At 66.8% G+C, this 26,663-nt stretch carries 29 protein-coding genes; 9 read left to right on the plus strand and 20 right to left on the minus strand.

Features of this window, described 5'->3' with window-relative positions:
* Nucleotides 1–25: 25 nt before the first annotated feature.
* The 3 genes from EBMC1_RS07415 (at nucleotide 26) to EBMC1_RS07425 (ending at nucleotide 1,678) form a co-directional block, all read left to right on the plus strand.
* Nucleotides 26–1,021, plus strand: a complete 996-nt coding sequence (locus EBMC1_RS07415; protein WP_040589888.1) for an NADPH:quinone oxidoreductase family protein — start codon at nucleotides 26–28, stop codon at nucleotides 1,019–1,021.
* 68 nt (nucleotides 1,022–1,089) lie between these two features.
* Entirely contained in the window at nucleotides 1,090–1,299 is a 210-nt protein-coding gene (locus EBMC1_RS07420) for a DUF167 domain-containing protein (protein ID WP_320248640.1), read from the plus strand.
* An 85-nt stretch (nucleotides 1,300–1,384) separates the two neighbouring features.
* Nucleotides 1,385–1,678 (plus strand): hypothetical protein, encoded by a 294-nt coding sequence (locus EBMC1_RS07425; RefSeq protein WP_040589790.1) that lies wholly within the window; start codon nucleotides 1,385–1,387, stop codon nucleotides 1,676–1,678.
* Nucleotides 1,679–1,728: 50 nt separating this feature from the next.
* Here the strand turns inward: EBMC1_RS07425 and sdhA are convergent, their stop codons facing one another.
* The 5 genes from sdhA to ald all read right to left on the minus strand — a co-directional run bounded on the left by sdhA (nucleotide 1,729) and on the right by ald (nucleotide 5,893).
* Nucleotides 1,729–3,531, minus strand: coding sequence for a succinate dehydrogenase flavoprotein subunit (sdhA, locus tag EBMC1_RS07430; RefSeq protein WP_003042949.1), 1,803 nt, complete (start codon nucleotides 3,529–3,531; stop codon nucleotides 1,729–1,731).
* A 1-nt stretch (nucleotide 3,532) separates the two neighbouring features.
* Nucleotides 3,533–3,937 (minus strand): succinate dehydrogenase, hydrophobic membrane anchor protein, encoded by a 405-nt coding sequence (gene sdhD / locus EBMC1_RS07435; RefSeq protein ID WP_003042951.1) that lies wholly within the window; start codon nucleotides 3,935–3,937, stop codon nucleotides 3,533–3,535.
* A complete protein-coding gene (sdhC, locus tag EBMC1_RS07440) occupies nucleotides 3,930–4,373 on the minus strand; it encodes a succinate dehydrogenase, cytochrome b556 subunit (protein ID WP_040589793.1) in 444 nt (147 codons plus the stop codon). Before sdhC ends, sdhD begins: the two co-directional genes overlap by 8 nt.
* A gap of 146 nt (nucleotides 4,374–4,519) precedes the next feature.
* Nucleotides 4,520–4,750, minus strand: a complete 231-nt coding sequence (locus EBMC1_RS07445; RefSeq protein WP_003042959.1) for a hypothetical protein — start codon at nucleotides 4,748–4,750, stop codon at nucleotides 4,520–4,522.
* Nucleotides 4,751–4,777: 27 nt separating this feature from the next.
* Entirely contained in the window at nucleotides 4,778–5,893 is a 1,116-nt protein-coding gene (ald, locus tag EBMC1_RS07450) for an alanine dehydrogenase (RefSeq protein ID WP_003042962.1), read from the minus strand.
* 158 nt (nucleotides 5,894–6,051) lie between these two features.
* Here ald and EBMC1_RS07455 point away from each other — a divergent pair, with 158 nt between their 5' ends.
* The 5 genes from EBMC1_RS07455 (at nucleotide 6,052) to EBMC1_RS07475 (ending at nucleotide 10,636) form a co-directional block, all read left to right on the plus strand.
* Entirely contained in the window at nucleotides 6,052–6,525 is a 474-nt protein-coding gene (locus EBMC1_RS07455; protein ID WP_003042965.1) for an Lrp/AsnC family transcriptional regulator, read from the plus strand.
* A gap of 127 nt (nucleotides 6,526–6,652) precedes the next feature.
* Nucleotides 6,653–8,005, plus strand: a complete 1,353-nt coding sequence (locus tag EBMC1_RS07460; protein ID WP_003042967.1) for a methyl-accepting chemotaxis protein — start codon at nucleotides 6,653–6,655, stop codon at nucleotides 8,003–8,005.
* A gap of 51 nt (nucleotides 8,006–8,056) precedes the next feature.
* The gene (locus EBMC1_RS07465; RefSeq protein ID WP_003042970.1) at nucleotides 8,057–8,764 is read left to right on the plus strand and encodes an SDR family NAD(P)-dependent oxidoreductase; all 708 of its coding nucleotides are present in this window, start codon (nucleotides 8,057–8,059) and stop codon (nucleotides 8,762–8,764) included.
* A complete protein-coding gene (gene bla / locus EBMC1_RS07470; protein ID WP_040589795.1) occupies nucleotides 8,754–9,668 on the plus strand; it encodes a subclass B3 metallo-beta-lactamase in 915 nt (304 codons plus the stop codon). The genes EBMC1_RS07465 and bla overlap by 11 nt, the downstream gene beginning before the upstream one ends.
* Nucleotides 9,665–10,636 carry a 50S ribosomal protein L11 methyltransferase gene (locus tag EBMC1_RS07475; RefSeq protein ID WP_003042975.1) on the plus strand — a complete coding sequence of 324 codons (972 nt, stop codon included), beginning with the start codon at nucleotides 9,665–9,667 and terminating at the stop codon, nucleotides 10,634–10,636. The genes bla and EBMC1_RS07475 overlap by 4 nt, the downstream gene beginning before the upstream one ends.
* A 3-nt stretch (nucleotides 10,637–10,639) precedes the next feature.
* Here the strand turns inward: EBMC1_RS07475 and phhA are convergent, their stop codons facing one another.
* From phhA to EBMC1_RS07500, 5 genes are read right to left on the minus strand one after another with little or no spacing between them, the layout of a single operon-like run.
* Complete coding sequence (phhA, locus tag EBMC1_RS07480; protein WP_003042977.1) at nucleotides 10,640–11,509, minus strand: phenylalanine 4-monooxygenase; 870 nt, start codon at nucleotides 11,507–11,509, stop codon at nucleotides 10,640–10,642.
* Nucleotides 11,510–11,547: 38 nt separating this feature from the next.
* The gene (locus tag EBMC1_RS07485; RefSeq protein ID WP_003042979.1) at nucleotides 11,548–12,168 is read right to left on the minus strand and encodes a molybdenum ABC transporter ATP-binding protein; all 621 of its coding nucleotides are present in this window, start codon (nucleotides 12,166–12,168) and stop codon (nucleotides 11,548–11,550) included.
* Nucleotides 12,158–12,853, minus strand: coding sequence for a molybdate ABC transporter permease subunit (gene modB, locus EBMC1_RS07490; protein ID WP_003042982.1), 696 nt, complete (start codon nucleotides 12,851–12,853; stop codon nucleotides 12,158–12,160). Before modB ends, EBMC1_RS07485 begins: the two co-directional genes overlap by 11 nt.
* Nucleotides 12,853–13,617, minus strand: a complete 765-nt coding sequence (gene modA, locus EBMC1_RS07495) for a molybdate ABC transporter substrate-binding protein (RefSeq protein WP_231292880.1) — start codon at nucleotides 13,615–13,617, stop codon at nucleotides 12,853–12,855. Before modA ends, modB begins: the two co-directional genes overlap by 1 nt.
* A 19-nt stretch (nucleotides 13,618–13,636) precedes the next feature.
* Nucleotides 13,637–14,287, minus strand: a complete 651-nt coding sequence (locus EBMC1_RS07500) for a Crp/Fnr family transcriptional regulator (RefSeq protein ID WP_081611157.1) — start codon at nucleotides 14,285–14,287, stop codon at nucleotides 13,637–13,639.
* A gap of 70 nt (nucleotides 14,288–14,357) precedes the next feature.
* Here EBMC1_RS07500 and EBMC1_RS07505 point away from each other — a divergent pair, with 70 nt between their 5' ends.
* Nucleotides 14,358–15,236, plus strand: coding sequence for a sterol desaturase family protein (locus EBMC1_RS07505; RefSeq protein ID WP_003042990.1), 879 nt, complete (start codon nucleotides 14,358–14,360; stop codon nucleotides 15,234–15,236).
* Between the two features lie 76 nt (nucleotides 15,237–15,312).
* Here the strand turns inward: EBMC1_RS07505 and EBMC1_RS07510 are convergent, their stop codons facing one another.
* The 10 genes from EBMC1_RS07510 to recN all read right to left on the minus strand — a co-directional run bounded on the left by EBMC1_RS07510 (nucleotide 15,313) and on the right by recN (nucleotide 26,655).
* On the minus strand, nucleotides 15,313–16,686 hold the full coding sequence (locus EBMC1_RS07510) for a PepSY-associated TM helix domain-containing protein (RefSeq protein WP_003042993.1): 1,374 nt from the start codon (nucleotides 16,684–16,686) through the stop codon (nucleotides 15,313–15,315).
* 14 nt (nucleotides 16,687–16,700) lie between these two features.
* Nucleotides 16,701–18,725 (minus strand): TonB-dependent receptor family protein, encoded by a 2,025-nt coding sequence (locus EBMC1_RS07515; RefSeq protein ID WP_003042996.1) that lies wholly within the window; start codon nucleotides 18,723–18,725, stop codon nucleotides 16,701–16,703.
* Nucleotides 18,726–18,794: 69 nt separating this feature from the next.
* Entirely contained in the window at nucleotides 18,795–19,187 is a 393-nt protein-coding gene (locus EBMC1_RS07520; protein ID WP_003042999.1) for a DUF2946 family protein, read from the minus strand.
* A 49-nt stretch (nucleotides 19,188–19,236) separates the two neighbouring features.
* Nucleotides 19,237–20,406 carry a sterol desaturase family protein gene (locus EBMC1_RS07525; protein ID WP_003043003.1) on the minus strand — a complete coding sequence of 390 codons (1,170 nt, stop codon included), beginning with the start codon at nucleotides 20,404–20,406 and terminating at the stop codon, nucleotides 19,237–19,239.
* Nucleotides 20,407–20,453: 47 nt separating this feature from the next.
* Nucleotides 20,454–22,580 (minus strand): NAD-dependent DNA ligase LigA, encoded by a 2,127-nt coding sequence (ligA, locus tag EBMC1_RS07530; RefSeq protein WP_051066380.1) that lies wholly within the window; start codon nucleotides 22,578–22,580, stop codon nucleotides 20,454–20,456.
* Nucleotides 22,581–22,609: 29 nt separating this feature from the next.
* On the minus strand, nucleotides 22,610–23,173 hold the full coding sequence (locus EBMC1_RS07535; protein ID WP_003043009.1) for a hypothetical protein: 564 nt from the start codon (nucleotides 23,171–23,173) through the stop codon (nucleotides 22,610–22,612).
* Nucleotides 23,174–23,812, minus strand: coding sequence for a hypothetical protein (locus EBMC1_RS07540; RefSeq protein ID WP_003043011.1), 639 nt, complete (start codon nucleotides 23,810–23,812; stop codon nucleotides 23,174–23,176).
* Between the two features lie 82 nt (nucleotides 23,813–23,894).
* The gene (locus EBMC1_RS07545) at nucleotides 23,895–24,290 is read right to left on the minus strand and encodes a putative quinol monooxygenase (protein WP_003043012.1); all 396 of its coding nucleotides are present in this window, start codon (nucleotides 24,288–24,290) and stop codon (nucleotides 23,895–23,897) included.
* Nucleotides 24,290–24,973, minus strand: coding sequence for a GNAT family N-acetyltransferase (locus tag EBMC1_RS07550; protein ID WP_003043014.1), 684 nt, complete (start codon nucleotides 24,971–24,973; stop codon nucleotides 24,290–24,292). Before EBMC1_RS07550 ends, EBMC1_RS07545 begins: the two co-directional genes overlap by 1 nt.
* Nucleotides 24,970–26,655: a DNA repair protein RecN gene (recN, locus tag EBMC1_RS07555; protein ID WP_003043019.1), complete on the minus strand. Its 1,686-nt coding sequence runs from the start codon at nucleotides 26,653–26,655 to the stop codon at nucleotides 24,970–24,972. Before recN ends, EBMC1_RS07550 begins: the two co-directional genes overlap by 4 nt.
* Nucleotides 26,656–26,663: the final 8 nt, after the last annotated feature.

A 26,663-nucleotide genomic window follows, 5' to 3' on the forward strand; every position in this document is an offset into this window, starting at 1 on the left:
ACGAAAAAAGGAAAAGGAGACGATGATGAAGGCTCTTCTGTCGACCGCGACCGGCGGCCCCGAAACGCTCGAACTGGGCGAGGTCGCGCGCCCCACCCCCGGCAAGGGGCAGATGGTCGTCGATGTGAAGGCCTGCGCGGTCAACTTCCCTGACGTGCTCATCATCGAGGATAAATATCAGTTCAAGCCGCAGCGCCCCTTCGCCCCCGGGGGCGAGGTCGCGGGCATCGTGGCCGAGGTCGGCGAAGGTGTGACCGATTTCAAGACCGGCGACCGGGTGATCGCGGCGTGCGGCAATGGCGGCATGGCCGAGGCGGCGCTGGTCAATGTCGCCAACGCCTATCCGCTGCCCGAAGGGCGCGACTTTGCCGAAGGCGCGGCGCTGTTGATGACCTATGGCACCAGCATCCACGCACTGGTCGATCGCGGCCATATCGAGGAAGGCGACACGCTGCTCGTCCTCGGCGCTTCGGGCGGAGTCGGCATCGCCGCGGTCGAACTGGGCAAGGCGTTCGGCGCGCGTGTCGTTGCAGGCGTATCGAGCGAGGCAAAAGCCGACATCGCACGTCAGGCCGGTGCCGACGAGGTCGTCGTCTATGGCTATCAGCCGTTCGACAAGGAAGCCTCGAAGGCGCTTGCCAACACGTTCAAGGCGGCGGTCGGCGGCGACGGCGCCAATGTGATCTACGATGCGGTCGGGGGCGATTATTGCGAACCGGCGCTGCGCTCGATCGCGTGGGAAGGACGCTACCTCGTTGTCGGCTTCCCCGCGGGCATCCCGCGCCTGCCGCTCAACCTGACCCTGCTCAAGAGCTGCGACGTCGCCGGTGTCTTCTGGGGGGCTTTCGCCGCCCGCGAGCCGCAGCGCAACCGCGCCAATATCGCGCGCCTGTTCCAGCTTTGGGAACAGGGCAAGATCAGTCCGCGCGTCACCGAACGCTTCGCGCTGGCCGATGGCGGCAAGGCGATCGCCAAGCTGGGCGACCGCAGCGCGGTCGGCAAGCTGGTCGTGACGATCTGAAATATCGCCCCGACCCCGCGCTGACCGAGGCGCTCGTCGCACTGGCGCGGCCGACCGGCCGGATCGAGGTGCGCGTGACGCCCGGCGCGGGGCGCGACGAGGTGCGGATCGATGCTGGCGCCGTTTTGCTGCGCGTCACCGCCCCGCCCGCCGACGGCGCCGCCAACGAGGCAGTGCTGCGCCTGCTTGCGGCCGCGCTCGGCCGGCCACGCCGCGATCTGACGCTGCTGCGCGGCGCCACGGCGCGCATAAAGCTGGTCGCGGTCGCGCTCGACTGATCGCAAAGCGACGCCCCGCTTAACCATTTATCAGGGGCTCCCCCCTATCGTTCAATGCAGGACTATTGGGATTCAGGGATCGACGATGGCGGACCCCCGTTCGGCCAGTGATGGGCAGGCGATGAGCCTTGCGAATATCTCGCGGACTCGCCGTGCGCAGTTGATTGCCGAGTTCGAGGGCGAACTCGGCATCGATCACAAGGCGCGCGCGCGCGCCGCCTATGAAGAAAAGCGCTGGCGCATCATCAAGACGATCATTGTGTGGACGATCGCGCTGATGTTCTTCGCGGTTGCCTGCTACAAATTGTGGCTGATGGGCCAGCAGGTCGACAGGCCCTTTTCCGACCTCAATCCGATCGACAATATCCTGGGCAAATAGGCCGAGCGGCCGATCCGGGCACCCGAAGGCGCCCGGTCGCAAACGCATCCTCAGTAAACGCGCGCCTTCGGCTTGATATATTCGGCATCGTCGGTCAGCGTATATTCGTGGACCGGGCGGTAATCGAGCGTCACCTTGCCGTCCTTGCCGCCCCAGCCGTCGAACCAGCTGATCGTGTGCTTCATCCAGTTCGCATCGTCGCGGTTCGGGAAATCCTCGTGCGCGTGCGCGCCGCGGCTTTCCTTGCGGTTGAACGCCGAATGCATCGTCACCGTCGCCTGCGCGATCAGATTGTCGAGCTCGAGCGTTTCGACGAGATCGGTGTTCCAGATCAGGCTGCGGTCGGCGACATGGACGTCGTTCATGCGCTCATAGGTCTTGGCAAGCTTGTCCTTGCCCTCGGCCATCAACTCGTCGGTGCGGAAAACCGCCGCGTGCTGCGACATCGCGCGCTGCATCTCGGTGCGGATTTCGGCGGTCGGCGAACCGCCGCTCGCGTTGCGGAAATGGTCGAGGCGGCCGAGCGCGAGGTCGGCGCTGTCCTTCGGCAGCGCGGGCTGCGCGGCGCCGGGCGCGACGATTTCCTTGAGCCGGTGACCCGTCGCGCGTCCGAAGACGACCAGGTCGATCAGGCTGTTCGAGCCGAGGCGGTTCGCGCCGTGGACCGAAACGCACGCCGCCTCGCCGACCGCGAACAGGCCGGGGACGACCGCATCGGGGTTGCCGTCCTTCAGCGTCACGACTTCGCCGTGATAGTTACAGGGGATGCCGCCCATATTGTAATGGACCGTCGGGACGACCGGCAGCGGCTGGCGCGTCAGGTCGACGCCCGCGAAAATCTTGCCGCTTTCGGTGATGCCGGGCAGACGCTCCGCCAGCACCGCGGGATCGATATGATCGAGGTGCAGGAAGATATGGTCCTTGTGCGGACCGACGCCGCGGCCTTCGCGGATTTCGAGCGCCATCGAACGCGACGCAACGTCGCGCGACGCCAGATCCTTCGCCGACGGGGCATAGCGTTCCATGAAGCGCTCGCCTTCGGAATTGGTCAGATACCCGCCCTCGCCGCGCGCGCCCTCGGTGATGAGGACGCCCGCACCGTAGATGCCGGTCGGGTGGAACTGGACGAACTCCATGTCCTGGAGCGGCAGGCCCGCGCGCAGCACCATCCCGCCGCCGTCGCCGGTGCAAGTATGTGCCGAGGTCGCGGTGAAATAGCAGCGGCCATAGCCGCCGGTCGCGAGCACGACCGCTTGGCTGCGGAAGCGGTGGATGCTGCCATCCTCCATGCACAGCGCGATCACGCCGCGGCACACGCCGTCTTCCATGATCAGGTCGAGCGCGAAATATTCGATGAAGAAGTCCGCGTCATACTTCAGGCTCTGCTGATAGAGCGCGTGGAGCATCGCGTGGCCGGTGCGGTCGGCGGCGGCGCAGGTGCGCTGCACCGGCGGGCCTTCGCCCATATTCTGCATATGGCCGCCGAACGGGCGCTGATAGATGGTGCCATTGGCGTTGCGCGAAAAAGGCACGCCGGCATGTTCGAGTTCGTAGACCGCGGCGGGCGCCTCGCGCACCATATATTCGATCGCGTCCTGATCGCCCAGCCAGTCGGAGCCCTTGACGGTGTCGTACATATGCCACTGCCAATGGTCGGGGCTGTTGTTGCCGAGGCTGGCGGCGATGCCGCCCTGCGCCGCGACGGTGTGGCTGCGCGTCGGGAACACCTTGGTAATGCAGGCGGTACGCAGGCCGGCTTCGGCGCTGCCCATCGTGGCGCGCAGGCCCGAACCGCCGGCGCCGACGACGACGGTGTCATAGGTGTGGTCGATGATCTTGTAGGCTTCGGTCATATCACATGCCCCCCGGGCCGAGCGCGGCGGGCGCCAGCGCGATGCGCACGATCGCGAAAATCCCGTAGGCCGCGCCGCCGAACGCATAGAAATTCAACAGGACGATCGACAGCAGACGCGTCGCTTCGCCATGGACATAATCCTCGATCAGCACCTGCAGACCGAGGCGCAGGTGCCAGAAGACACTGACCACGAGCAGGATCAGCGCAAAGGCGACCATCGGCTTCGACGCCCACTGCATCAGCGCGGCATGGTCGCCGAGCGGCAAGCGGAGCAGCGAGACGACGAACCAGGTGACGAGCAGCACATTGCCGAGCGCGGTCAGCCGTTGCTGCAGCCAGTGGCCAGTGCCGTGGTGCGAGGCGCCAAGTCCGCGGACCCGGCCGAGAGGCGTTCCGTTACCCATTGAGCGCCTCCTTGGCGATATAGAGCCAGGTCGCGGCGGTCGCGAGGATCGCGCCCACGATCACGACGGTCGACCAGAGCTTGTTGGCCTTGAGCTCGTAACCCGCGCCGGTATCGAGGACGAAGTGGCGCAGGCCCGAAAACAGATGCTGGAAGAAGGCCCAGGTCAGACCGACGAGCACGATCTTGCCCAGAATATTGGTGACCTGATGCACGCTGCCGCCCGCCGGGTCGTGCCAGACGCAGGCGACGAAGGCCGCATAGGCCTCGGGGCCCGCCGCGATCGCGCCGAGCCAGCCGAGGAACATCAGCGCACCGACGATGGCCAACCCGTCGCCGCTGACGCGGTGGAAGATCGAGACCGCCATGTGCGGCCCCCATTTATACACCTGGAGGTGCGGCGAGAGCGGACGTCCGCTCGGTTCTTTGCCAGCCATATCAGCCCCATTCCGTGACTCTAGTCGGTCGATGGGCGCCGGTTTAGCGCCGCGCGCACGATATGCAATTGCTTAGGGGGCGATGGAGGCAAGAAATCGCAGGCACCCGGCCCCGGGATCGAAGGATCGTCCGGGACCGGGGCGCCTTATTTGATCTTGTCGCGGTTCGCGTAGAGCAGCGCCGCAAGCACCGCGGCCGAACCGACACCGATCCCCGCCGCCGTCTTCCAGCCGATCTTCCGGCCGCCTTTCGCCGCCTCGCGGTCGGCCGCCTCGGTTGCCTCGGCGGCTTCCTTCTGGGCCTGCTGCTCGCGCGCGGCGCGCAGCACTTCATTTTCGTCTTCGTCTTGCGGGGGAGGCGGCACTTGGTCGGTCATCGTCTCTCTTGATCCTATGGTCTGGCGTCAGGCGAGTGCCTGCTCGACAGGCACATAGTCCGCTCCCACCGCTTCGGCTACGGCTTCGAACGTCACCTTACCATTCCATACGTTCAGGCCCTGCGAAAGATGCATATCGCGGCGCAGCGCTGCCTTCCAGCCAAGGTCGGCGATGCGCAGCGCGTGCGGCAGGGTGACATTGTTGAGCGCATAGGTGCTCGTCCGCGCGACGGCCCCGGGCATGTTGGCGACCGCATAATGGACGATGCCGTCGACGACATAGGTCGGGTCGGCATGCGTCGTCGCATGGCTCGTCTCGAAACAGCCGCCCTGATCGATTGCGACGTCGACCAGCACCGATCCGGGGCGCATCGTTTTCAGCATGTCGCGGGTGACGAGCTTCGGCGCTTCGGCACCGGGGATCAGCACCGCGCCGATGACCAGATCGGCCTCGGCGACGCATTCGGCAAGGTTGGCGCGGTTCGAAAAGCGGGTCTTGGCGCGCGCTTCGAAAAAGGTGCCGACGCGTTCGAGCACTTCGGGATCGCGATCGAGGATCGTGACGTCGGCGCCCAGCCCCGCCGCCATCTGCGCCGCGTTGAAGCCGACGACGCCGCCGCCGATCACGCAGATTTTGCCCGGCGCCACGCCCGGCACGCCGCCGAGCAGCACGCCGCGGCCGCCATGCGCCTTTTCGAGCGCGGTCGCGCCGGCCTGGATCGACATGCGCCCCGCGACCTGGCTCATCGGCTTGAGGAGCGGCAGGCCGCCGTGCGGGGAGGTCACGGTTTCATAGGCGATGCACACCGCGCCCGATTTCATCAGATCGCGCGTTTGCTCGGGATCGGGCGCGAGGTGGAGATAGGTATAGAGAATCTGGCCGGGGCGCAGCATCGCGCGCTCGACCGCCTGCGGCTCCTTGACCTTCACGACCATTTCGCAGGTCGCGAAAATTTCTTCGGCGCTGTCGACGATCTCGGCGCCCGCCTCGACATAGAAGCGGTCGTGAGCGCCGATGCCTTCGCCCGCGCCGGTCTGGACCAGCACGCGGTGACCGTGCGCCACCAGTTCGCGGGCGCTCTCGGGCGTCAGGCCGACGCGATATTCGTGATTCTTGATTTCCTTGGGGGTGCCGATGATCATCCTGTCTCTCCGATTTGCGGGGCCGGACGCGCATTATTTCGCCTATCCGAAGCCTTCGGGCAAACATAACAGCGGATCGCCGGGATTTGCTTGCAAACTATCGTTCGCATGACGATAAATACGCAATATTTTTGCGTCATTCTGGATGAACACGCGACATGATCGATCGAATCGATGCAAAGCTGCTCAACCTGTTGCAGCGCGAGGGGCCAAAACCCGTCGCCGAACTCGGCGAACGGGTCGGACTTTCGGCCTCCGCCTGCCATCGCCGCATCCGCGCGATGGAGGCGGCAGGGATCATCACCGGCTATGCCGCGCGCATCGCCCCCGACACCATCGGCCTGGGGCTCGACGTGTTCGTCGACATCAGCCTGACCTCGCAGAGCGAAGAGGCGCTCACCGCCTTCGAAAGCGCGGTCAAAAGTTTCGACGAAATCCTCGAATGCCAATTGCTGTCAGGCGCGTCCGACTATCGGCTGCGTGTCGCCGCGCGCAATGTCGCCGATTTCGACCGGCTGCACCGCCACTGCCTGTCGCGCCTTCCCGGTGTCGCCGCGATGCACAGCGCCTTTGCCTTGCGCACGATCAAGGGCTTCGAAGGCTATCCCGTCCAACCCACCGAGCGGCGCTGACCCCGCGAAACCGGCCGCGCTGGTTAACGGTGAATTTACCAATTTCCTTCCATATCCGGCAGACGCAGTTTGGGATGATGGCGGGCGGCAGACCTGCGCGTCCTGGGGTCGGCAAGGGAACAGGATCATGGTGAAGGAAAATCCGATTCATAAGCAGCAAATCGAGCCCGTTTTGATGGCCGATCGCTTCCCGACCTATGACCTCGACGGCCGGCTCGCTGCCGACGGCGCCGAGGTGCACATGATCCTGTCGGGGCTGGAGACGCAGCTTGCGAACGCCTATTGGGATGCCTTCAACGCGCTCCCCATCGTCACCCGCAAGATCGAGGGCGATCTGCTCGAATCCTATATTCGCGGCAGCGCGCGGCACATGCAGACCAAATATGCCGACGCCGGGGGGCAGGAGGCCGCAACCATCGCGTGCCAGAACACCCATATGGCGCTGCGCGTCGGCCTGCCGATCGCGACCGTGCTGTCGTGCATCGGCGAAAGCCACAAGCTCGCCATCCATTATGTGATCGAGGCGTGCGCCGGCGACACGGCGCGCCAGACGCGCCTGACCGCGGCGATCAACCGTCTCGCGCTGCTCGAAATGGACATCATGCTCGCCTATGCCGAAAAGCTCGACCGGGCGGCGATCTCGCAGGAGCGACAGGCGCTGGCGAGCGATTTCGACCGCTCGATCGCCTCGCTGGTCCAGGACAGCGACGGGGTGCGCCAGCAGCTCGCCAAACAGGCCACATCGGCCGATCACGCCGCGCGCGGCATGATCGCCAAGACGAGCGAAGTCGCCGCGGCGTCCGAACAATCGGCGATGGCGATGCGCGAAGCCGCCTCGACCGCCGCCGGACTGATCCGTGCGATCGAGGATGCGCGCACCGAAGTCGAAGCATCGGCCAGCGTCGCGACGCGTGCCTCCGAACAGGCGGGCGAAGCGGTGGCCATGTCCGACGCGCTGTCGCGTCACGCCGAATCGATCGAATCCATTCTGGGCCTGATCCGCGAAATTGCGGGCCAGACCAACCTCCTCGCGCTCAACGCGACGATCGAGGCGGCGCGCGCCGGCGAATCGGGCCGCGGCTTCGCGGTCGTGGCGCAGGAAGTGAAGAGCCTCGCCAACGAAACCGCGCGCGCGACCGACGATATTGCGGGCAAGATCACCGCGATCCAGCAGGCAACGCGCGGTTCGGTCGCCGCCAACCAGTCGATCCAGCAGACGATCATCGAGGTGCAGCAGTCGGCGCAGCGGATTCGCGATGCGATGGACGCGCAGGCGCAGACGGTCACCTCGATCACCGCCGCCGTCGATGAAACCGCGCTCGCCGCCGACAGCATGTCGTCGACCATCGCCAGCATCCGCAACGATTCGGGCACCGTCGCCAGCGAAATCAGCGTGCTCAGCCAGGAATTTTCCAAGATGGGCGAGCGGCTGCAGGCGCTGGAAACCGCCGCGAGCGAATTCAGCCGCCGCGTCGCCTGATCCGTCGCGCCCTGCTTGGCAAGCGGCCCGCCGCTCGCCTAAGGCGGGGGGATGAAAACCCACATTCTGATTACCGGGGCCAGCCGCGGCATCGGTGCGGCCATCGCCGACGCGCTTGCGACCGACGCGGCGAAGGTCGTCGCGCTGTCGAGCGCCGACGGCGACCTTGGCGACCCTGCGATTCCGGACCAATTATGGGCCAAAAGCCTCGACCGGCTCGACGGCCGGATCGACGTGCTCGTCAATAATGCCGGCGTTTTCGAAGCGAATCCGGTCGGTGCCAGCGATGCCGACTGGCTCGAAAGCTGGAACCGGACCCTTCAGATCAACCTGACCGCCGCCGCGCTACTGTGCCGCCGTGCGGTGCAGCACTGGCAGGCGCGCCGGGCCGCAGGCGACACGGTCGATGGCCGGATCGTCAATATCGCCAGCCGCGCCGCCTATCGCGGCGACAGTCCCGCGCATTGGCATTATGCGGCATCGAAGGCGGGCATGGTCGCGATGACCAAGACGATTGCGCGCGGCTATGCCCATGACGGCATCCTCGCCTTCGCCATTTGCCCGGGCTTCACGATGACCGGCATGGCCGAGGACTATCTCGCCAGCCGGGGCGGCGACACATTGCTCGCCGACATCCCGCTGGGCCGCGTGGCGAGCCCGGAGGAAATCGCCGAAATGGCGCGCTGGTGCGCGCTCGAAGCGCCGCCGTCGATGACCGGCGCGATCCTCGATGCCAATGGAGCCAGCTATGTCCGCTAAAAGTCTTGCCCTTGCCGCCCTGATGCTTGCTGCCCCGATGCTTGCCGGATGCGCGCCGCAGACGAGCGCTCCGGCCGCGGCGCCGGCCGCGCCGACGGGCAAGGGGCTCGCCGCCGCCTGCGCCGATCGCGACGGCTGGAGCGATCCCGCGCCGCCGGCGAAGCTGTTCGGCAACACCTATTATGTCGGCACCTGCGGCATCACCGCGCTGCTCATCGACGCGCCGGCCGGACCGATCCTGATCGATGCCGCAACCGCCGAAGCGGCGCCCGCGATCCTTGCCAATATCCGCGCGCTGGGCTTCGATCCCAAGCGCATCCGCGCGATCCTGACCAGCCATGAACATTTCGATCATGTCGGCGGCCTCGCGGCGCTGCATGCCGCGACCGGCGCGCCGGTGATTGCGCTTGCCGACGCCGCGCCGCAGCTCGAAAGCGGAACGCCCGACCCGCGCGATCCGCAACGCGGCGCCGTCGACAGCTTCACCGGCGTGCCGGTCGCACAGCGCCTGCGCGACGGACAGCCGCTCGCCTTTGCCGACATCCGGATCACCGCCTACGCAACCCCCGGCCACACGCCGGGCAGCACGAGCTGGACGTGGCAATCGTGCGAAGGGTCCGCCTGCCGTACCATCGCCTATGTCGACAGCCTGACCGCCATTTCGGCCGACGGCTACCGCTTCAGCGACCATCCCGACTATGTCGCGATGCTGCGCGCGACCTTTGCCAAGGTGCCCACGCTGCCGTGCGATATTCTGGTCACCCCGCATCCGGGCGCGAGCAATTTGTTCGCGCGGTTGGCGGGCGAGGCACCGCTTGCCGCCGCCGATGGCTGCGCCGCTTATGCCGCGGCGGCAGGCAAGCGACTCGACGATCGGCTGGCGAAAGAAGCGGCAACGCGATGAGCTGGATCGTCTCGCTGCCCTGCACGCGTGCGGAGGCCGAAGCACTGTCGGGTGAAATCCCCGCGCTGGATGCGGCCCCCGAAGCGCCGGTCGTCGTAACGCGCGAGATCGACGAAGATGCCGGAACGTGGCAGCTCGACGCCTATATGGACGACGCGCCAGGCGATGACCTGCTGCGACTGATCCAATCGCTCGCCCCGAGCGCGAAGGGCATCGCGCCGACCGTCGCCGAATTGCCCGAAGAAGATTGGGTCACGCTGTCGCAGCAGGGTCTCGAACCGGTGCGCGCCGGACGCTTTTTCGTCCATACCAGCAGCTATGCCGACCGCGTCCCGCCGGGCGCGACATCTTTTCTGATCGATGCGAGCCAGGCCTTCGGCACTGGCGGGCACGACACCACCGCGGGCTGCCTCGCGATGCTCGACCGCCTCGCCCGCGCGGGCGCCGCGCCGCGCAACATCGCCGACATCGGGACGGGCACCGGCCTGCTCGCCTTCGCCGCCATGGCACTTTGGCCGCGCGCGCGTGTCATTGCGTCGGACATCGACCCGGCGAGCATATTCGTCACGCGTGACAATGCCGCGATCAACGATGTGCCACTGGGCCGCGGCGGCGGCCGGCTCGCTCTGGCGGTCGCGCCGGGGACCGACCATCCGGCCATAAGGCACCGGGCGCCCTATGACCTCGTCATCGCCAATATTCTCGCCGGGCCGCTCATCACTCTTGCTCCCGACATTGCCGCTGCGACCGCACCCGGCGGCCGCGCCATTCTTGCCGGCCTGATCGCGCGCCAGATGGATCCCGTACTCGCCGCCTATCGCGCGCACGGCTTTCGCCTGTCCGCGCGCGGCGGCAGCGCGGAATGGCCCTGTCTGCTGCTCACCAAGCGGCGGCGCTACGGCTACCGCCGCAAGGAACGCGCCCTGCACCGCGCCAGCCCCTCCGACGCGAGCTTCGGGAGCTGGTGAAATTCAGGCTTTCGCCGCCGCATAGTCCTGCGTGCCGCGGGTGATGACGGAATCGTCTGGCAGGATGTCGGCGATCGGGATCGGCGGCAGCGCGGCGTTCGCGGCATAGAGCGGTGCGAAGTCGGTGTTGACCGTCGTGTCCAGAAGCTGGTCCAGACTATCGATCACGAAATAATTCTGCTGGAAATCGTCGATCCGGTAATCGGTGCGCATCACGCGCGCGAGGTCGAAACCGATGCGATTGGGACTGTCCGAATCGAGCGCAAAGACGCTCTCGGCGTAGGACGAGACGATCCCCGCGCCATAGATGCGCAGGCCGCCGCTCTCGCGGATCAGCCCGAATTCGACCGTGTACCAATAGAGCCGCGCGAGCTGCTTCAGCGCGTCGAACTGCAGGCTCCGAAGCCCGCCTTCGCCATAAGCGACCATATAATCGGCGAATATCGGGTCGGCGAGCATCGGGACATGGCCGAACACGTCGTGAAAGACGTCGGGTTCCTGCAGATAGTCGAGCTGCTGCGGCGTGCGGATGAAATTGCCCGCCGGGAAGCGCCGGTTCGCCAGATGGTCGAAAAACACGTCGTCGGGGACAAGCCCCGGCACCGCCACGACCTGCCACCCCGTCGCCGCCATCAGCCGCGCATTGAGCTCGCGATAATCGGGGATTCCCGGCTTTTCGAGCTTGAGCACGTCGATCCCGCGCAGAAAGGCGTCGGCGGCGCGTCCCGGCAGCATCTCGGACTGGCGCGCGAACAGCCGATCCCACATCGCATGCTCGTCGGCGGTAAAAGCGTCCCAATCCTGCGATATCGTCCAATCCGCCGCAGCGCCCGGCGGCGGCGTGTCGTGGACGTGCGTAAACTGGCTTTCCATGCGTGCAATCTACCATCAATATGGTTTCAAGTGAAACTTTATTTGCCGAGCTCGACGATTTGCGTTGCCAGCCGGTCGACCTCGGCCCGATCGTGACTGACATAGAGGATCGGCACTTTCAGCTCGTCGCGTATCCGTTCGATCACCGTCATGATGTCACCGCGCCGCGCCGCGTCGAGCGACGACAGCGGTTCGTCCATCAACAGGATTTGCGGCGCCGCGAGCAAGGCCCGGCCGATCGCGACCCGCTGCGCCTCGCCGCCCGACAGGCTTTGCGGCCAGCGACCGAGCAAATGGCCGATGCCCAGGAAATCGGCGGCCTCGTCCAGCGTCATCCAGCGATTAGCCGGATCGGCGAGACGCCAGCCATAGAGGAGATTGGCCTTCACGCGCCGATGCGGAAAGAGGCGCCCGTCCTGAAAGACATAGCCGACGCGCCGCGCCTCGGGCGGCAGGTCGGTGGCGCCGTCGAACAATGTCCGTCCGCCGATACGGATATGCCCGCGATCGGGGCGCAGCAGCCCGGCGACCATGTTGAGCAGGCTGGTCTTGCCGACCCCCGACGGCCCGAACAGCGCGGTCAGTCCGGCTTCGGCCGTGAACTGCGCCCCGATGACGCTCGCGCCGAAGCGCCTTTCGACGTCGATATCAATCGCCATGCCGCGCCCTTTCGGCATGGGTGCGCCGCACCAGCCATTCGGACAGGATCAGCGCACCGAGCGACAGCGCGACCGACAGCAGCGCGAGCCGGGTTACCATCGCCTCCGCCCCCGGCACCTGCAGCGCCGAATAGATGGCGAGCGGCAGCGTCTGCGTTTCGCCGGGAATGTTGGAAACGAAGGTGATCGTTGCGCCGAACTCGCCGATCGAGCGGGCGAAGCCGAGCACGAGCGCGGCCAGCACGCCGGGCAGCGCGAGCGGCAGGCTGACCGTCCGGAAGGCGTGCCAGCGCCCGGCCCCCAGCGTCCGCGCCGCGCCTTCCAGCCGCCGGTCGATCCCCTCGATCGACAGGCGCATCGCGCGTACCATCAGCGGCAGCGCCATGATCGCCGCGGCCAGCGCGGCGCCGGTCCAACGGAACATCAGCGTGACGCCCAGCCAGTCCTGCAACCGGCTGCCGATCGGGCCGAGCGGCCCGAAGGCGACAAGCAGCAGCCAGCCGGTGACGACGGGCGGCAGGACGAGCGGGAGATGGACCAGCGCATCGAGCAGCAGCCGCCCCGGAAAACGATAGCGCGCGAGTACCCAGGCGAGCGCGAAGGCAAGCGGCAGCGTCGCAAGCACCGCGACCCCGCCGACCTTGAGCGACAGCGCGACAATCCCCCACTCCTCGGCCGACAGCATCAGGGCGCCGTAAAGCCGTGGCGCGCGAAGATCGCACGCGCCTGCCGCGCCAACAGGAACGCGCGGAACGCCGCCGCGTCGCGGCTGCGCGACGTCTTGAGCAGCGCCAGTGGATAACGGATCGGCGGATGGCTGGCGGCGGGAAAGGTGCCGACGACGCGCGCCGCCTGCGACGCCTGCGCATCGGTGGCATAGACGATGCCGAGCGGCGCGGCGCCGCGTTCGACGAGCGCCAGCGCGGCGCGGACATTCTCGGCCGGGGCGAGCTTGTTCGCCACATCGCCCCACACGCCGAGCGCGGTCAGCGCCGCCTTGGCATATTTGCCCGCGGGCACCGCGTTCGGATCGGCCACCGCGAGCCGCCCGCCGCCGAGCGCGCGCGCCAACGCAAAGCCGCGCGCCGGGGCAAGCCGCAATCTGCTCGCCCGGGGGGCGATCAGCACGAGCCGGTTGCCGACCAGATTGGCGCGCGTGCCGGGACGCAGCAGCCCTGCCTTGGCGACGGCATCCATCCAGGGCTCGTCGGCGGAGATGAACAGGTCGGCCGGCGCCCCCGCCATGATCTGCCGCGCGAGCGCCGACGATCCCGCAAAGGACAGGACGGGGCGCGCATGCCCCTGCGCCGCCCACGCATCGGCCGCGTCGGTCAGCGACTCCTGAAGGCTGGCCGCCGCAAGAATCAACGGCCCGCGCTCGGCCGCTACGGCCATGGGCGCCCAGATGGTCAGGACAAGGAGCAGCAGCAGGCGCCGGAGGATCGTCATGGCGGCGACCATAGCCATGCTAGGCGGGGCGCGAAAGCGGCGGCAGGACGCGAACATGGCGATAGCCGCGCTCGATCGTCCCGCGCACCGCCAGATCGCGCAGCGCGGCGCCGAGGGTGACGCGCGACACGCCGAGCAGGTCGGCGAGTTGTTGCTGCGTCGCGCGCACCGTCATCCCGTCGGCGGCGTCGGCGGCCATCGCCGCGAGCAGCCGCGCCAGCCGTTCGGCGACGGGCAGCCGCCGTTCGGCATCGATGATGTCGAGCGACACGGCAAGCTGGCGGCCGAGACTGCGCAGCAGCAGCTCGGCCCAGCCGATGTCGGCGGTCATCAGCGCGCGAAGCACCGGGCGGTCGATAGCGACGAGCCGCGCCGGACCGCTGGCAATCGCATCGACCTGGCGTTCCAGCCCGGTGAAGAAGGCCAGCTCGCCGAAGATATCGCCCGGCCCCAGCACGGCAAAGGCGGTGAATGCGCCATCCTCCGCATAGCGTCCGACGAGTACATGCCCCTCGATCACCGCCCAGAAGGCATCGCCCGGATCACCTTGATGCTGGACGAACTGACCGTCCGCAACGGATCGTGGCGACGTCATCGCGAGCAGCCGGTCGCGTTCGACGCCCGACAGGCGCGTTCGCTCGGCAAGGGCCAATTGATAACTTCTTTGCATTGTCGAGTCGGTTTCTGTGCCACCACGCCGCGAAAGACAAGTGGCACAAGGCCATAGCGGGAGAATCGGGATGCAGCTTACCTCGGCCCAATCGAGCCTGATCGTCGTTGCGATCTATGTCGGCTTCGGCCTGCTCGAGCTGATCCGCACGCGCCTGTTCGCCAAATCCGAACAGTCGCGCCACGACGGCATCATCGAAATCGTCAGCACCTTCACGCTGCTGATCGCGACCCAGCCTGCAATCCTGCTGATCGTCGGCGCGCTCGGCCACGCCTGGTTTCCGCAATATGAAGGCGCGCTGGCGCACGCCCCCTGGTACGCCGCGCTCGCGCTGTTCCTCGTCTTCGAAGACATGATGCAATATTGGTGGCACCGCGCGTCGCACAGCACCGCGTGGCTCTACAACCTGCACCGCGCGCACCATAATGCCCGCTATATGAGCGTCCGGCTCGTCTACCGGAACAACATCATCTATTATGCGATGATGCCGAGCATCTGGTTCGCCGGGGTGCTCGTCTACCTCGGGCTCGGCTGGTTCTACGCCTTCTACCTCATCGTGAAGATGGCGGTGATCATCGGCGCACACAGCGATGTCGCCTGGGATGCGCCGCTCTATCGCATCCGGGCGCTCGCCCCGGTGATGTGGGTCGTCGAACGTACGATCAGCACCCCCGCGACGCATCATGCGCATCACGGCCGCCACGCCGACGACCCGGCGGTCAACTACAAGGGCAATTTCGGCAATCTACTCTTCTTCTGGGATGTGCTGTTCGGCACCGCAAAGATCACGCGCGCCTATCCGCAAAGCTATGGCGTCGAAAATCTGCCGCCGGCCACGCTGGGCCAGCAGCTTTTGTGGCCGATCTTTCCCGAGAACAAGGACATGCATGCGGTCATCCCCGGCGCCGTGCCGGGGGACAAGGAACCGCGTGCGATCGCGGCGGGCTGAACGGGTCGCAGCACGCCCCGCCAGCGCGCGGCCCGGCACCTGTGGGGGGATGCCGGGCCGTTTGCCGGCCGGCGGATCAGCGCACCGCGGGAACCATCCCCAGCCAGCGTGCGACCCGTGGCAGACGCGGCAGGATCAGCCGGTCGACGAGCCACAACAGGATCAGCGACGCCGCAAGCAACGGCAGCAGCGCCGCGAGGAACAGCACGATCGCCGCCACCCCCTTCAGCCGCGCTGGATCGCGCGGCATCGGCGGCGCGCCGATCGCATCATCGGGCTTGCGGCGGCGCCACATCAGGAAACCCGACACCGCAAGCGTGACCATCGCAAGCGCCGTTGCGACGCCGATGAGTTGATTGACGATGCCGAATAGCTGCCCTTCGTGCCAGGCGATGCCGTAGCCGACGGCGCGGTCGATCACATGCTTGTCGGCAAAACCGCTGCGCGCCACCTCGATCCCGGTCACCGGGTCATAGCTGACCTTGCGCACGAGCGGGCGGTTCTGCGTCTGCGTCGTCAGCGTCCAGACATTGCCGTTGGGCGGCCCGAACATATTGGGCGCCCCCGGCGGCTGGATGATCGCCGGCGCGGGCATATGTTCGGCCTGCGCGCGCAGCACGATCCGGTCGAGCTTGACCCGCGGCGCATCGCCCGCGTTCGCCATCCGATGCGCCGGCGTCGCCCCGTTCATTGCCTTGGCCATCGCGCCATGGTCGTGCGCGGCGTGCGGATCGAGCCCGCCCTTCCAGTCCTGCACCCCCGACACCCAGCCCATCTCGGCGCGCACGGCGCGAAAGCCCGTCGCCCAGATGTCGGTCCACGGCAGCGCGGTGGTGAGGAGGACGAGCGCGAGGCCCGATACCCAGAATCCCGTGACGGCGTGCAGATCGCGCAGCACCGCGCGGCCGCCAAGGCTCAGTCGCGGCCAGACGACCCCGGCCAGTCCCCGGCCGCGCGGCCACCAGAGATAGAGGCCGGTCAGGATCATCACGATTGCCCAGCTCGCGGCAAGTTCGACCAGAATGCCGCCACCCAGCCCCAGCAGCAGCTTGCCGTGCAACCGCGCGAGCCATGCCGTCCAGCGCTGGTCGGGATCGGCCGACCCGATAACGCGTCCCTGCGGAGACACCGCCACATCGCGCATTGCGCCGCCGGACAGACCGAGATGGATCACCGCGGCGTCGCCCGGTGCTTCCGGGATGCGATAAGAATGAAAGGCCGCGCCGGGAAAGGCGGCGAGCGCCGCCGCGACCTGCGCGTCGGCATCGACGCGCTGCGCGGCGGCCAGCCCGCGCCAGTCGCGTTCCTCCCACCGGTCGATCTGCGGCTTGAACAGATAGGCCGCGCCGGTCAGCGACAGGATCAGGATGAAGGGGATGACGAACAGCCCGGCATAGAAATGCCAGCGCCATATCGTGCGATAGAGCGGCATGCGGCTGATGTCGGCCATCCCCCTCCTCCCCGTCAGAACCGCGCGCGAAGGCCGGCCGAAATGGCACGGCGTTCGACGGGGTAATAGATTGCCGGATTGGCGGTCGGCGTCACCGACGCGTTGATCGTCGCGCTGATGTCGCCGATGGCCTTTTTGCCGGTGATGTTGCGCACGTCGACGAACGCGTCGATGCCGTCGGTTATCCGCGCACCGCCGGTGATACCGATCAGCGCATAGCCCGGCGTCCGCACCAGATTGCGATAATCGGCATAGGGACCCTCGGGCACCCATTCGACATTCGGCGCAACGTGCAGCGCCTCGCTCCCCAGCCGCAATTCGGCGCGATAGACATGCTTCGGCACCACCGGCAGGCGGTTGTTGCCGAACTGGCTGTCGCCGCGGAAGCGGAAGTCGCTGTAGGTATAGATCTGGCGCAGCCGCACCCATGGCGCAAAATTCAGCTCGAGCGCCGCCTCGATCCCCTGATGCAGCGTCCGGTCGGCGTTGAAGGTCGCGGCCGGAATGCTGCTGTTCGTCGAGAATTGCAGCATCTCGCCGGTCAGCGTCGAACGGTAGAGCGCCAGATCCCAATGCGCGGTGCCCGCGCTGCCGCGCGTACCGATCTCGGCCGTCCACGCGCGCTGCGGGCGGATGGCGGAGACGACGGCGCTGGTCGGCGGGGTGCCGATCGTCTGGAACACCTCGCCGAAACCGGGGAATTCGGCCGACCGGCTATAGTTGGCGAAAATCTGCATGCGGCTCGACGGTTCGAACAGCAATCCGAATTTCGGCGAAAAGGCGTCGAGATCGACACGCCCGTCGGTCGCCGGACTGGTGGAAAAATTGACGTGGCGCTTGCGCCAGCCATCGGCATAGACGCCGCCCGCAATCAGCGAAAGCTGCGGCACCGGGCGCACGCGGACCTCGCCATAGAGGCTCGCCGTCTGCGCCTTCTGGTCGGCATCGAAGGTCAGCGCGCCGCGCGACCCGCTGATGTTGACGAACTGCTTCGCCTTGGTGCTGCCGTGGCGAAGCTCGCCACCCAGCGTCAGTTCGACCGGCCCCGCCGCATAGTCGAGGCGCGCGAAGCTGCCGACATCGGTCGATTTCTGGTCGATCACCTGAAAGATCGGGTGGAACAGCGATTTGGCGTTGACGAAGCCGCCAACCTCCAGCGTCGCCGATCCGAAATCGAAGGTCGTGCGGTTCTGCAGGCGCAGCGAATCGATGTCGCGCTGCTGATCGCCCGCCGCGCTGCCGGGGTTCGCCATCTTTGGCGTCGTCAGCGCCTGGTCATAGGTCAGGGCGCCGGGAAGCTGCTGGTTGATATTGTTGAAGCTGGCGTAGAAGCGCGTCGAGACGGCATCGCTGAGCCGCAAGCCAACATTGGAATGAAAGCGAAAGCTCCGCCGCCCCGCATGATCCCGATCCCCGTCGGACGTGTCGGCGCTGACCGCGCCCCACGCATCGACCGCATCGCTCGCCACCCCGGCTGAGACGAGTCCACGCAGCATCGAAAAGCTGCCCGCGTCGGCGCGCAGATAGACGCCCTCGGCGGTGCGGCCGGTCGGCGTCACGCCATTGATCGCGCCGCCCAGCGTGCCCGACCCGAAGCGCAGCGCATTGGCGCCGCGATAGACTTCGAGATGGTCGAAGAAGATCGGTTCGAGTTCCTGGAAATCGCCATTGTCGTCGGCGAGGTTGATCGGCACCCCGTCCTGGAGCAGCGTGATGCCGCGCATGTGGAAACCGCGCGACAGGCCCGAACCGCGGATCGACAGGCGCACTTCCTGCCCATAGCGCGGCTGGAGATAGACTCCGGGCGAAAAGGCCAGCGTGTCGCGCAGGCTGACGATCGATTTGTCGGCATAATCTTCATAGGAAACGACATCGGTGCCGCCGGGCGTTTTGGCGGCGCGCGCTTCGGCCGCATCGGTAAGCTGCGGCGCGGTGACGATGATCGTCGACTGGTCTTCGGCGTCCGCGGCATGGGCAGCGGACGACAGGGAAATGGCGAGCGCCAGCAATGGCGCCGCACGGGTCACGTGACTCTTCATGGAAAATCCTTCGCTTGAACACAGGCAGAACCGCGCCGCGCGAGGTGCGCGGACGGTCATCAAACCGGGTCAGGCGAAGGCGGGTGGTCCGGTGCTCGGCGGCAGCGGCGACGCGATCCCGGGCGCATAGCCAAGCGCGGGAATCGCGACCGGCTCGGGATCGGCCGCGGCTAGCGCGACGGGGAGCACGGGCGTATCGGGAACGATCGGGGCCACCGCGAGGGCGCCCCACGGGCAATGCTGCTGCCCCTTGCCGCCGTCGTGGTCGCCCGCCCTTTCAAGCGGGATGGTCAATGTCGCGCCGGGATTGGCGGGGTCCGAACAGACGCGCACGGTGATCGCGCCCTTCGCGTCGCTTTCGATCATCCAGCCGGGCGCGACGAAGACGCGCGCCGCCAGCGCCAGCAGCACGGGCAGCAGCAACAGGATGCCGGGACGGCGCAAGACGGCAAGAACCCCCACGCGCCGCGCCTTATGCCCGTCCACGCGCGCTGGCAAGCGGGCATGAGCCCTATTCGGCCGGCGCCTCGTCGATCTTCTTGCCCGTCCGCGTCCACGGATAGAGGAACTGGCCGCCATAGCTGCGCGGTACATCTTCGGGGATGCCGTAATTTTCGGGCCAGCGATCCTTCGGCAGATGAAAGGTGCCAAACAGCTTGTCGAGGAAAGGAAGGTGGATCGCGAAATTGACGTCGAACGCCTCGCGCTCCAGCCCGTGGTGCCAATGGTGAAAGCGCGGCGTCGCGACCCAATGCCCCAGCCGGTTGAAATCGCCGCCGACATTGGCGTGGAGAAGCGACGACCAGACATAGACGAAGCCGATATAGGCCTGCATCACCGACGGGCTGAACCCGAGCGTGAACAGTGGCAGCGAGGTGATCGAACGGAGGAGGATGATCTCGACGAAATGCATCCGCGATCCCGCGAGCCAGTCCATCGATTTCGCGCTGTGATGGATCGCGTGGAATCCCCACAGAAAGGGAATTTTGTGGAACAGCCGGTGATACCAATATTGCGCGAGGTCGGAGACGAAGAGGACGATGACGAACTGCGCGATCCACGGCAGCGCCGCGACCCCGGCGCGGAATGCCGCCCAGCTGCTCGTATGGTCATTGACGAACGCTTGCGGGGCGAGCGCAAGAAAGCCCAATATCTGCACGAACATCGTGCTGACGAGATAATAGAACAGATCCTCGCGCCATTCGGTGCGGAACAATCGCTGCGCGCGACGGTGCGGAAAGGCGCGCTCAAGCGGCGCGAACATGAAGCCGGTGACGAGCAGGTTGACGACGAAAAAGTCGAGCCCGAAGAAAATGCCCCAGTCGCGCGTCTCGGCGGGCTGGACATTGGCGCCGCCCATCAACGCCGCCGCCAGCCCGATCATCAGCGCGGTCAGCCCCAGCGCCTTGCGCGGCCGCAGCAGCAGGCTGAGCAGCGACAGGCCATAGCTCGCGAGCAAAGTCAGGTGGACGATCCCGCGAAATCCGGTCCAGCCCTTGACGATCTCGAGCTCGGGCGTCGCGAACCAGTCGGGAAAGCGCAGCGCGACAACCATGAAAAAGCCGCTGATCGCAAACAGCAATCCGAAGAAGCCCGAAAGCCACCCGCTCCCGAACCGCCGCACCTCGGTATGCGATTCCAGATCGCGCATGAGGCTCTTCAGATAGTCGCTCTTAGCCATTTTGCCCCCTCGCCCCCTCCGCATGACCAACCATATGTCCCGCGGTGCTATCCCGCCGCCGCCACAATTTCCGCCCACTGCGCCTCGTCGATCACCCTGATGCCGAGTGCGGCCGCCTGCTTGAGCTTCGACCCCGCGCCCGGCCCGGCGACCACCAGGTCGGTCTTGGCACTCACCGACCCCGCCGCCTTGGCGCCGAGCGCCTCGGCCTGCGCCTTCGCTTCGTCGCGGCTCATCGTCTCGAGTTTGCCGGTAAATACGACCGTCTTGCCCGACACCTCGCTCTCGCGGGTTTCGACGACGTAGAGCGGCGGCGACACTTCGCTGAACAGATCGTCCCAGAGCGCGCGGTTGTGCGGCTCATGGAAGAAATCGCTCAGCGCCTCGGCGACCGCGGGGCCGATGCCGTCGGCGCGCACTTCGAGGATGGCCTTGATTGCGTCGAGTTTGCGGCTTGCATATTTGCCGTCGGATTCGTCCGGATCTTGCGGGTTCGCCTCGGTCCAGGCCCGCAATTGCTCGGCCTTTTCGGGCAATCGCCGGATGTCGCCGATCCCCTTGAGCAGATCGCGCGCGGTCACCGCGCCGATATGCCGGATGCCGAGCCCGAACAGCAGCCGCGCGGCGTCGGGCTGCCGCTTTGCCTCGATTGCGGCAATCATCTTGTCGACCGATGTTTCCTTCCACCCTTCCCGTCCGAGCAGTTCGTCCCGGTGCGCCTTCAAGCGGAAGATGTCGGCCGGTCCCTTGTCGAGCCAGCAGAGATCCATGAATTCCTGAATACTCTTCTCGCCCAGCCCCTCGATGTCGAGCGCACCGCGGCTGACGAAGTGGCGCAGCCGCTCGAACTTCTGCGCCGCGCAGATCAGCCCGCCGGTGCAGCGGACATCGACCTCGCCCTCCTCGGCAACCGCTTCGCTGCCGCAGACGGGGCAATGGTCGGGGAAGATATAGGGGTCGCGCGGCGTGTCGCGGGTGAGATTGTCGACCACTTGCGGAATCACGTCGCCCGCGCGCTGGACGACGATGCGGTCCCCCGGCCGGACACCGAGCCGTGCGATCTCGTCGCGATTGTGCAATGTCACGTTCGAGACGACGACGCCGCCGACGGTAACGGGGGTGAGGCGCCCGACGGGGGTGAGCTTACCCGTCCGGCCGACCTGGATGTCGATCGCCTCGAGCGTCGTCTGCGCGCGCTCGGCGGGGAATTTATGCGCGATGGCCCAGCGCGGCGCCTTGGCGACGAAGCCGAGCCGTGCCTGCCAGTCGAGCCGGTCGACCTTGTAGACGACGCCGTCGATATCATAGGGCATGTCGGCGCGCCGCCGCTCGATCTCGGCATAATGGGCGAGCAGATCGGCGACGCTGTCGCAGCGCGCGAGCAGCGGCGACACCGGAACGCCCCAGCCCGCGAGCGCATGCATGACGCCGAACTGGGTATCGGCGGTAAGCGCGCTTACCTCGCCCCAGCCATGCGCAAGGAAACGCAGCGGGCGCGCCGCAGTGACGCTCGCGTCCTTCTGGCGCAGCGATCCCGCCGCGGCGTTGCGCGGGTTGGCGAACTGGCGGACGGTGGCGGGATCGAATATCTGTTCGCGCTGTTCGGCGAGCGCCCGCCCCTCCTCCATCAACCGTTCGTTGAGCGCCGAAAAATCCGATTTCGACATATAGACTTCGCCGCGAATCTCGAAAACGTCGGGGGCGTCCCCCGGCAACTCCTGCGGAATATCCGCGATATGCCGCACATTGGCGGTGACATCCTCGCCCACCGTCCCGTCGCCGCGCGTTGCGGCCTGCACCAGCCTGCCCTTTTCGTAGCGCAGCGAGCAGGACAGGCCGTCGATCTTGTCCTCGGCGGTCATCGCCACCACGGCATCGCCCGGAAGGTTCAGGAAACGCCGCACGCGCGCGGCGAATTCCTCGACATCCTCGGCCGCGAAAGCATTGTCGAGGCTCATCATCCGCACCGCATGGGCGACCTTGGCGAGCGGCGATGCCTCGACCGCCGCACCGATCAGTCGGTTCGGGCTGTCGGCACGGATCAGGTGCGGAAAGGCGGCTTCAAGCTCGTTATTGCGACGGACGAGCGCGTCGTATTCGGCGTCCGAAATCTCCGGCGCATCCTCGGCATGGTAACGATTGTTGTGATGGGCGATCGTCCTGGCGAGACGCATCAGTTCGTTGGCGGCGTCGGCTTCAGTGGTCACGGCGATTTCAAAGCTTCCAACAGGGCGGGGTCGGCGAAGACCTGCCGCACGAGCAAGGGATAGAGCGCATTATACTGCCGGAACGCCTCGGGGATAGCGATGGCGCCGATAAAATCACCCTTCCAGCGCGTCTCGACTCGATAGTCCTTCGAAAAGCCCGGCCCTTCGCCGCGTAGCACCGTGATGCGCACACCCAGCGACGCATGAGACTCGCCGGCCCGGCTTTCGATCAGCCGCCCCGCGATCGCGACCGGCGCGCTTGCATCGAAGCGCCCCGCCGCTCGCAGTTCCTTTTCGAAGCTCATGCCCAGAAATTCGGCGAAGCTGGCCCCCTTCGGCGGGCTGAGCGTCGAGCCGCGAATGATAACGGCGCGCGCAATGGGTGCCTGCCCGCCCGCATCGACGAAAGGACCGAGCGCGATCGGCGGAACCTTTGCCGCACGCAGCGACTTCAGCGTCTCGATCGACGGCGCCGTGTCGTCGATCTGCGCATGGACGCAGCCCGCCAGCGCAAGAAGGGCTGTCGTCGCGGCGAAAAAGGCGAGCCGCCGCCAGGCCATCTATTGCGGGAAAGCGGGATCGGAGACGAGATTGTTGACGCCGCGATCCGTCGCCTGACGCACCACCGTCTTCACCGCCTCGGTCACATTCTTGACCTGCGTCCCCGGAATTTCGACGTCCTTCTTGCCATATTTCATGTGCAATGCGTGCTGAACCAGCGTCTTGATCGACGCGGCGCCCTCGCCCGGCAGATATTCGAAGGTCACGTCATAGCGGTCGGTCGCGACGACGCCACCGAACAGCCCGAAGCCGAGCCCGGCGCGAAAGCCGTCTTTCTTCGCCTTGTCGACATCTTCCTTCTTGACGATATTGTTGAAAGTGACGCTGAGCACGGCGCCGCCGGCGACGGGAGTCTCGAGCACCTCGCTGAACGCGCCGCTCTTTTGCAGCGCTTCGATGATCCAGGGTTTGACTTCCTTGGTCGCGCGCGGGTTGGGCGCGCCATCGCGCTGAAACTCAAAGATCAGTTGGACCGGCCGCGGCGTCGCGGGCGCCTTCTTTTCCTCGGGCTTCACTTCGCCCAGTGTGTTGTCGACATACCATTTTGCCGCCTGTGCCGCCGTCGGCACGGCAAACAGCAGCAGGGCCGCGAGCGCCATCAAGCCCTTGGTGCGCGCGGATAAAATCGATTTCAGCATGATAGCCCCCTCCCCAATGGAAATTGGATATCACCGCGAGCGAAATCGGCAAGCCGCTTTGCATCGCCCCGCTCGCCATCGCTCAGCGCAGAGGGGATGCAATCGGCCTGAACTCGGCGCGAGCGCCAAATCCCGCAATCAGCGGTCGCCCTTTCGCGATCGCCGCCTGCACCGACGGCAATTGCAGCGACGCGGCATGGGCATCCTTGTCAGCCCAAAGCTCGACGATCCACAGCGCGTCCGGATTGGCGCTGTCTTCGCCGACCAGATAGGTGAAATTGCCGGGCATCGCGTCTGTATCCTCGGTCAGGATCGCGGCAAGCGCAGCGCGCTGGCCGGGCTGCGCGATCATCTGGCCGATCAGGCCATAATGGGGCTGTTCTTCGTCCATGATCGTCTCCAAGGCCAGCAGGTCGCGCGGTGCCAGAACTGCTGCTGCGAAAGTCGCGAGCGCGGCAAGATGGGTGCGTCTGTCCATCACCGTGCAATCACCAGCACGTGCACCTGTCGCCGCTCCCGAAAGCCAAGCGATTCATACAGTGCGATCGCGCCTTCATTGTCGGCATAGCTGTGCAGAAAGGGCGTCTCGCCGCGCTGCGCCATCGCGCGCATGACATGGCCGATCAACGCACGCGCCAGTCCGCGTCCGCGGCAATCGGCCCAGGTCGCGACGCCGCTGACCTCCGCCATGCCGGGAACAAGCATCCGTTGCCCCGCCATCGCAAGCAGGCGCCCCTCTTCGCGTACGCCGAAGAAGGGGCCATATAGATGCGTCTTCGGCCCCCACGGCCCCGGCTTCGCATGCTCGGCAAGCGTGGTCATTTCAGCCGCATCGGCCTCGCCCAGCGGCACGATGAGGGGATCGTCCGCGCGCGGTTCGGGCGGCGGTCCTTCCGCAACCATCTGCGTCAGAATGGCGCGCTTTACCTCGCGAGTTCCCGGCGGCAGAGGCCAAGCCTCGCCTTCGACCAGCCACAGTTCGCCACCCTCAGGAACAAGCGCCGCGAGTGCGGCTTGCGCCGCCGCGCCGGTGTCGGAAGCGGCACCGAACGGGCCGTAATCCCGATCGATCCGCACCGCCCGCGCATCGCCCTGTGCCAGATGCGCCTGTCGGCCGGTCAGGATGCTTCGGATCGGCCGGTCGAGGGGGTGCGCGCTCACCCCGCGACCTCCAGCAGCCGGTCTGCCTGCGCCCGCGCCTCCGCGGTCACTTCGGCCCCCGACAGCATCCGGGCGATTTCTTCGCGGCGCCCCGCTTCGTCGAGCGCGCGGACGCCGGTGCGCGTCACCGTTCCTTCGCTCGACTTGGCGATCATGAAATGCGTCGCGCCCTTGGCGGCGACCTGCGGGCTGTGCGTCACCGCGAGCAATTGCTTGCCCGCGCCCTGTCCGCTTCCGCTGGCAAGCCGTGCCAGCCGCTCGCCGATCGCGCTCGCCACCGCGCCCCCGACGCCGCGGTCGATCTCGTCAAAGATGATCGTGTCGGCCCCGCCCTCTTCGGCAAGTGCAACCTTCAGCGCGAGGATGAAGCGCGACAATTCGCCGCCCGAGGCAATTTTGGCGAGCGGAGCAAAGGGTGCGCCGGGATTGGTCGCGATCAGAAATTCGACGCGGTCGATACCGTCCGCACCCCAACGCTCGGCAGGCAGGCGTTCGACGAGCGTCCGGAAGCGCGCGGCATCGAGCTTGAGCGGCGCCAGTTCGCCGGCCACCGCCGCATCGAGCCGCGCCGCGGCCTTCGTCCGCTGATCCGACAGCGCGGTCGCGGCATGGGTGTAGGCGGCGGCACTTTCGGCGACCGCCGCTTCGAGCCGGGCAAGCCCCGCGCTGCCGCCTTCGATCGCGTCGAGCCGCGCGGCGAGATCGTCCGTCAGCGCGGCCAGTTCGTCGGGCTGGACGCCATGCTTGCGCGCCATTGCGCGCAGTTCGAACAGCCGCGTCTCGGTCGCTTCGAGCCGGTCGGGATCATATTCAAGGGCGCGTGCCGCCTCATGCAGCTTGGCTTCGGCATCGTCGGCATCGATGATCGCGCGATCGAGACTGGCGAGCGCTTCGGCAAGCAGCGGATGGTCGCCCGCCAGCCTATCGAGCCGCCGCGCGGCACCGCGCAGCAGGGCGGGACCGCCGGCGCTGCCGTCGAATGCCTCCATGATCGTGGAAAGGTCGCCCGCAATCCGCTCGCCCTTCTGCATCGCGGCGCGCGCCTCGGCGAGTTCGGCCTCTTCGCCCGGCTGCGGCGCCAGCGTTCGCAACTCGGCAACACAATGCTCCAGCCATTCGCGGTCGCGTTCGGCCTCGGCAATCGCGGCGCGCGCGGCTGCCAGCCGCTCCTCGGCGCTGCGCCAGCTGGCATGCGCCGCCGCCACCGCGCCTGCATCGGCGCGCGCATAGGCATCGAGCAGTGCGCGATGCCCCGCGGGCGCGAGCAGGCCGCGATCGTCATGCTGCCCGTGAATTTCGACCAGATAGCTGCCGACTTCGCGCAGCAGCGCCGCCGAACAGGGCTGATCGTTCAGAAAGGCGCGGCTGCCGCCGTCGGCCTTGACGGTGCGGCGGATGAGCAGCGGTTCGCCATCTTCCAGTACGACATCATTGTCGGCGAGCAGCGCGGCGAGCGGCGTGCCTGCTGCCGGCGGCGCAAAGCTGGCGGTGATCTGCGCCCGGTCGCTGCCCTGCCGCACCAACGCCGTGTCGGCGCGCGCGCCCAGCGCAAGCCCCAGCGCGTCAAGCAGGATCGACTTGCCGGCGCCGGTTTCGCCCGTGAGCACGCCCAGCCCGCCCTCGAAATCGAGGTCGAGCCGTTCGATCAGAACGATATTCGATATGGACAGCGCGGTCAGCATCCGGCCCC

The sequence above is a fragment of the Sphingopyxis sp. MC1 genome (assembly GCF_000371385.1).
Lineage (GTDB): Bacteria > Pseudomonadota > Alphaproteobacteria > Sphingomonadales > Sphingomonadaceae > Sphingopyxis > Sphingopyxis terrae.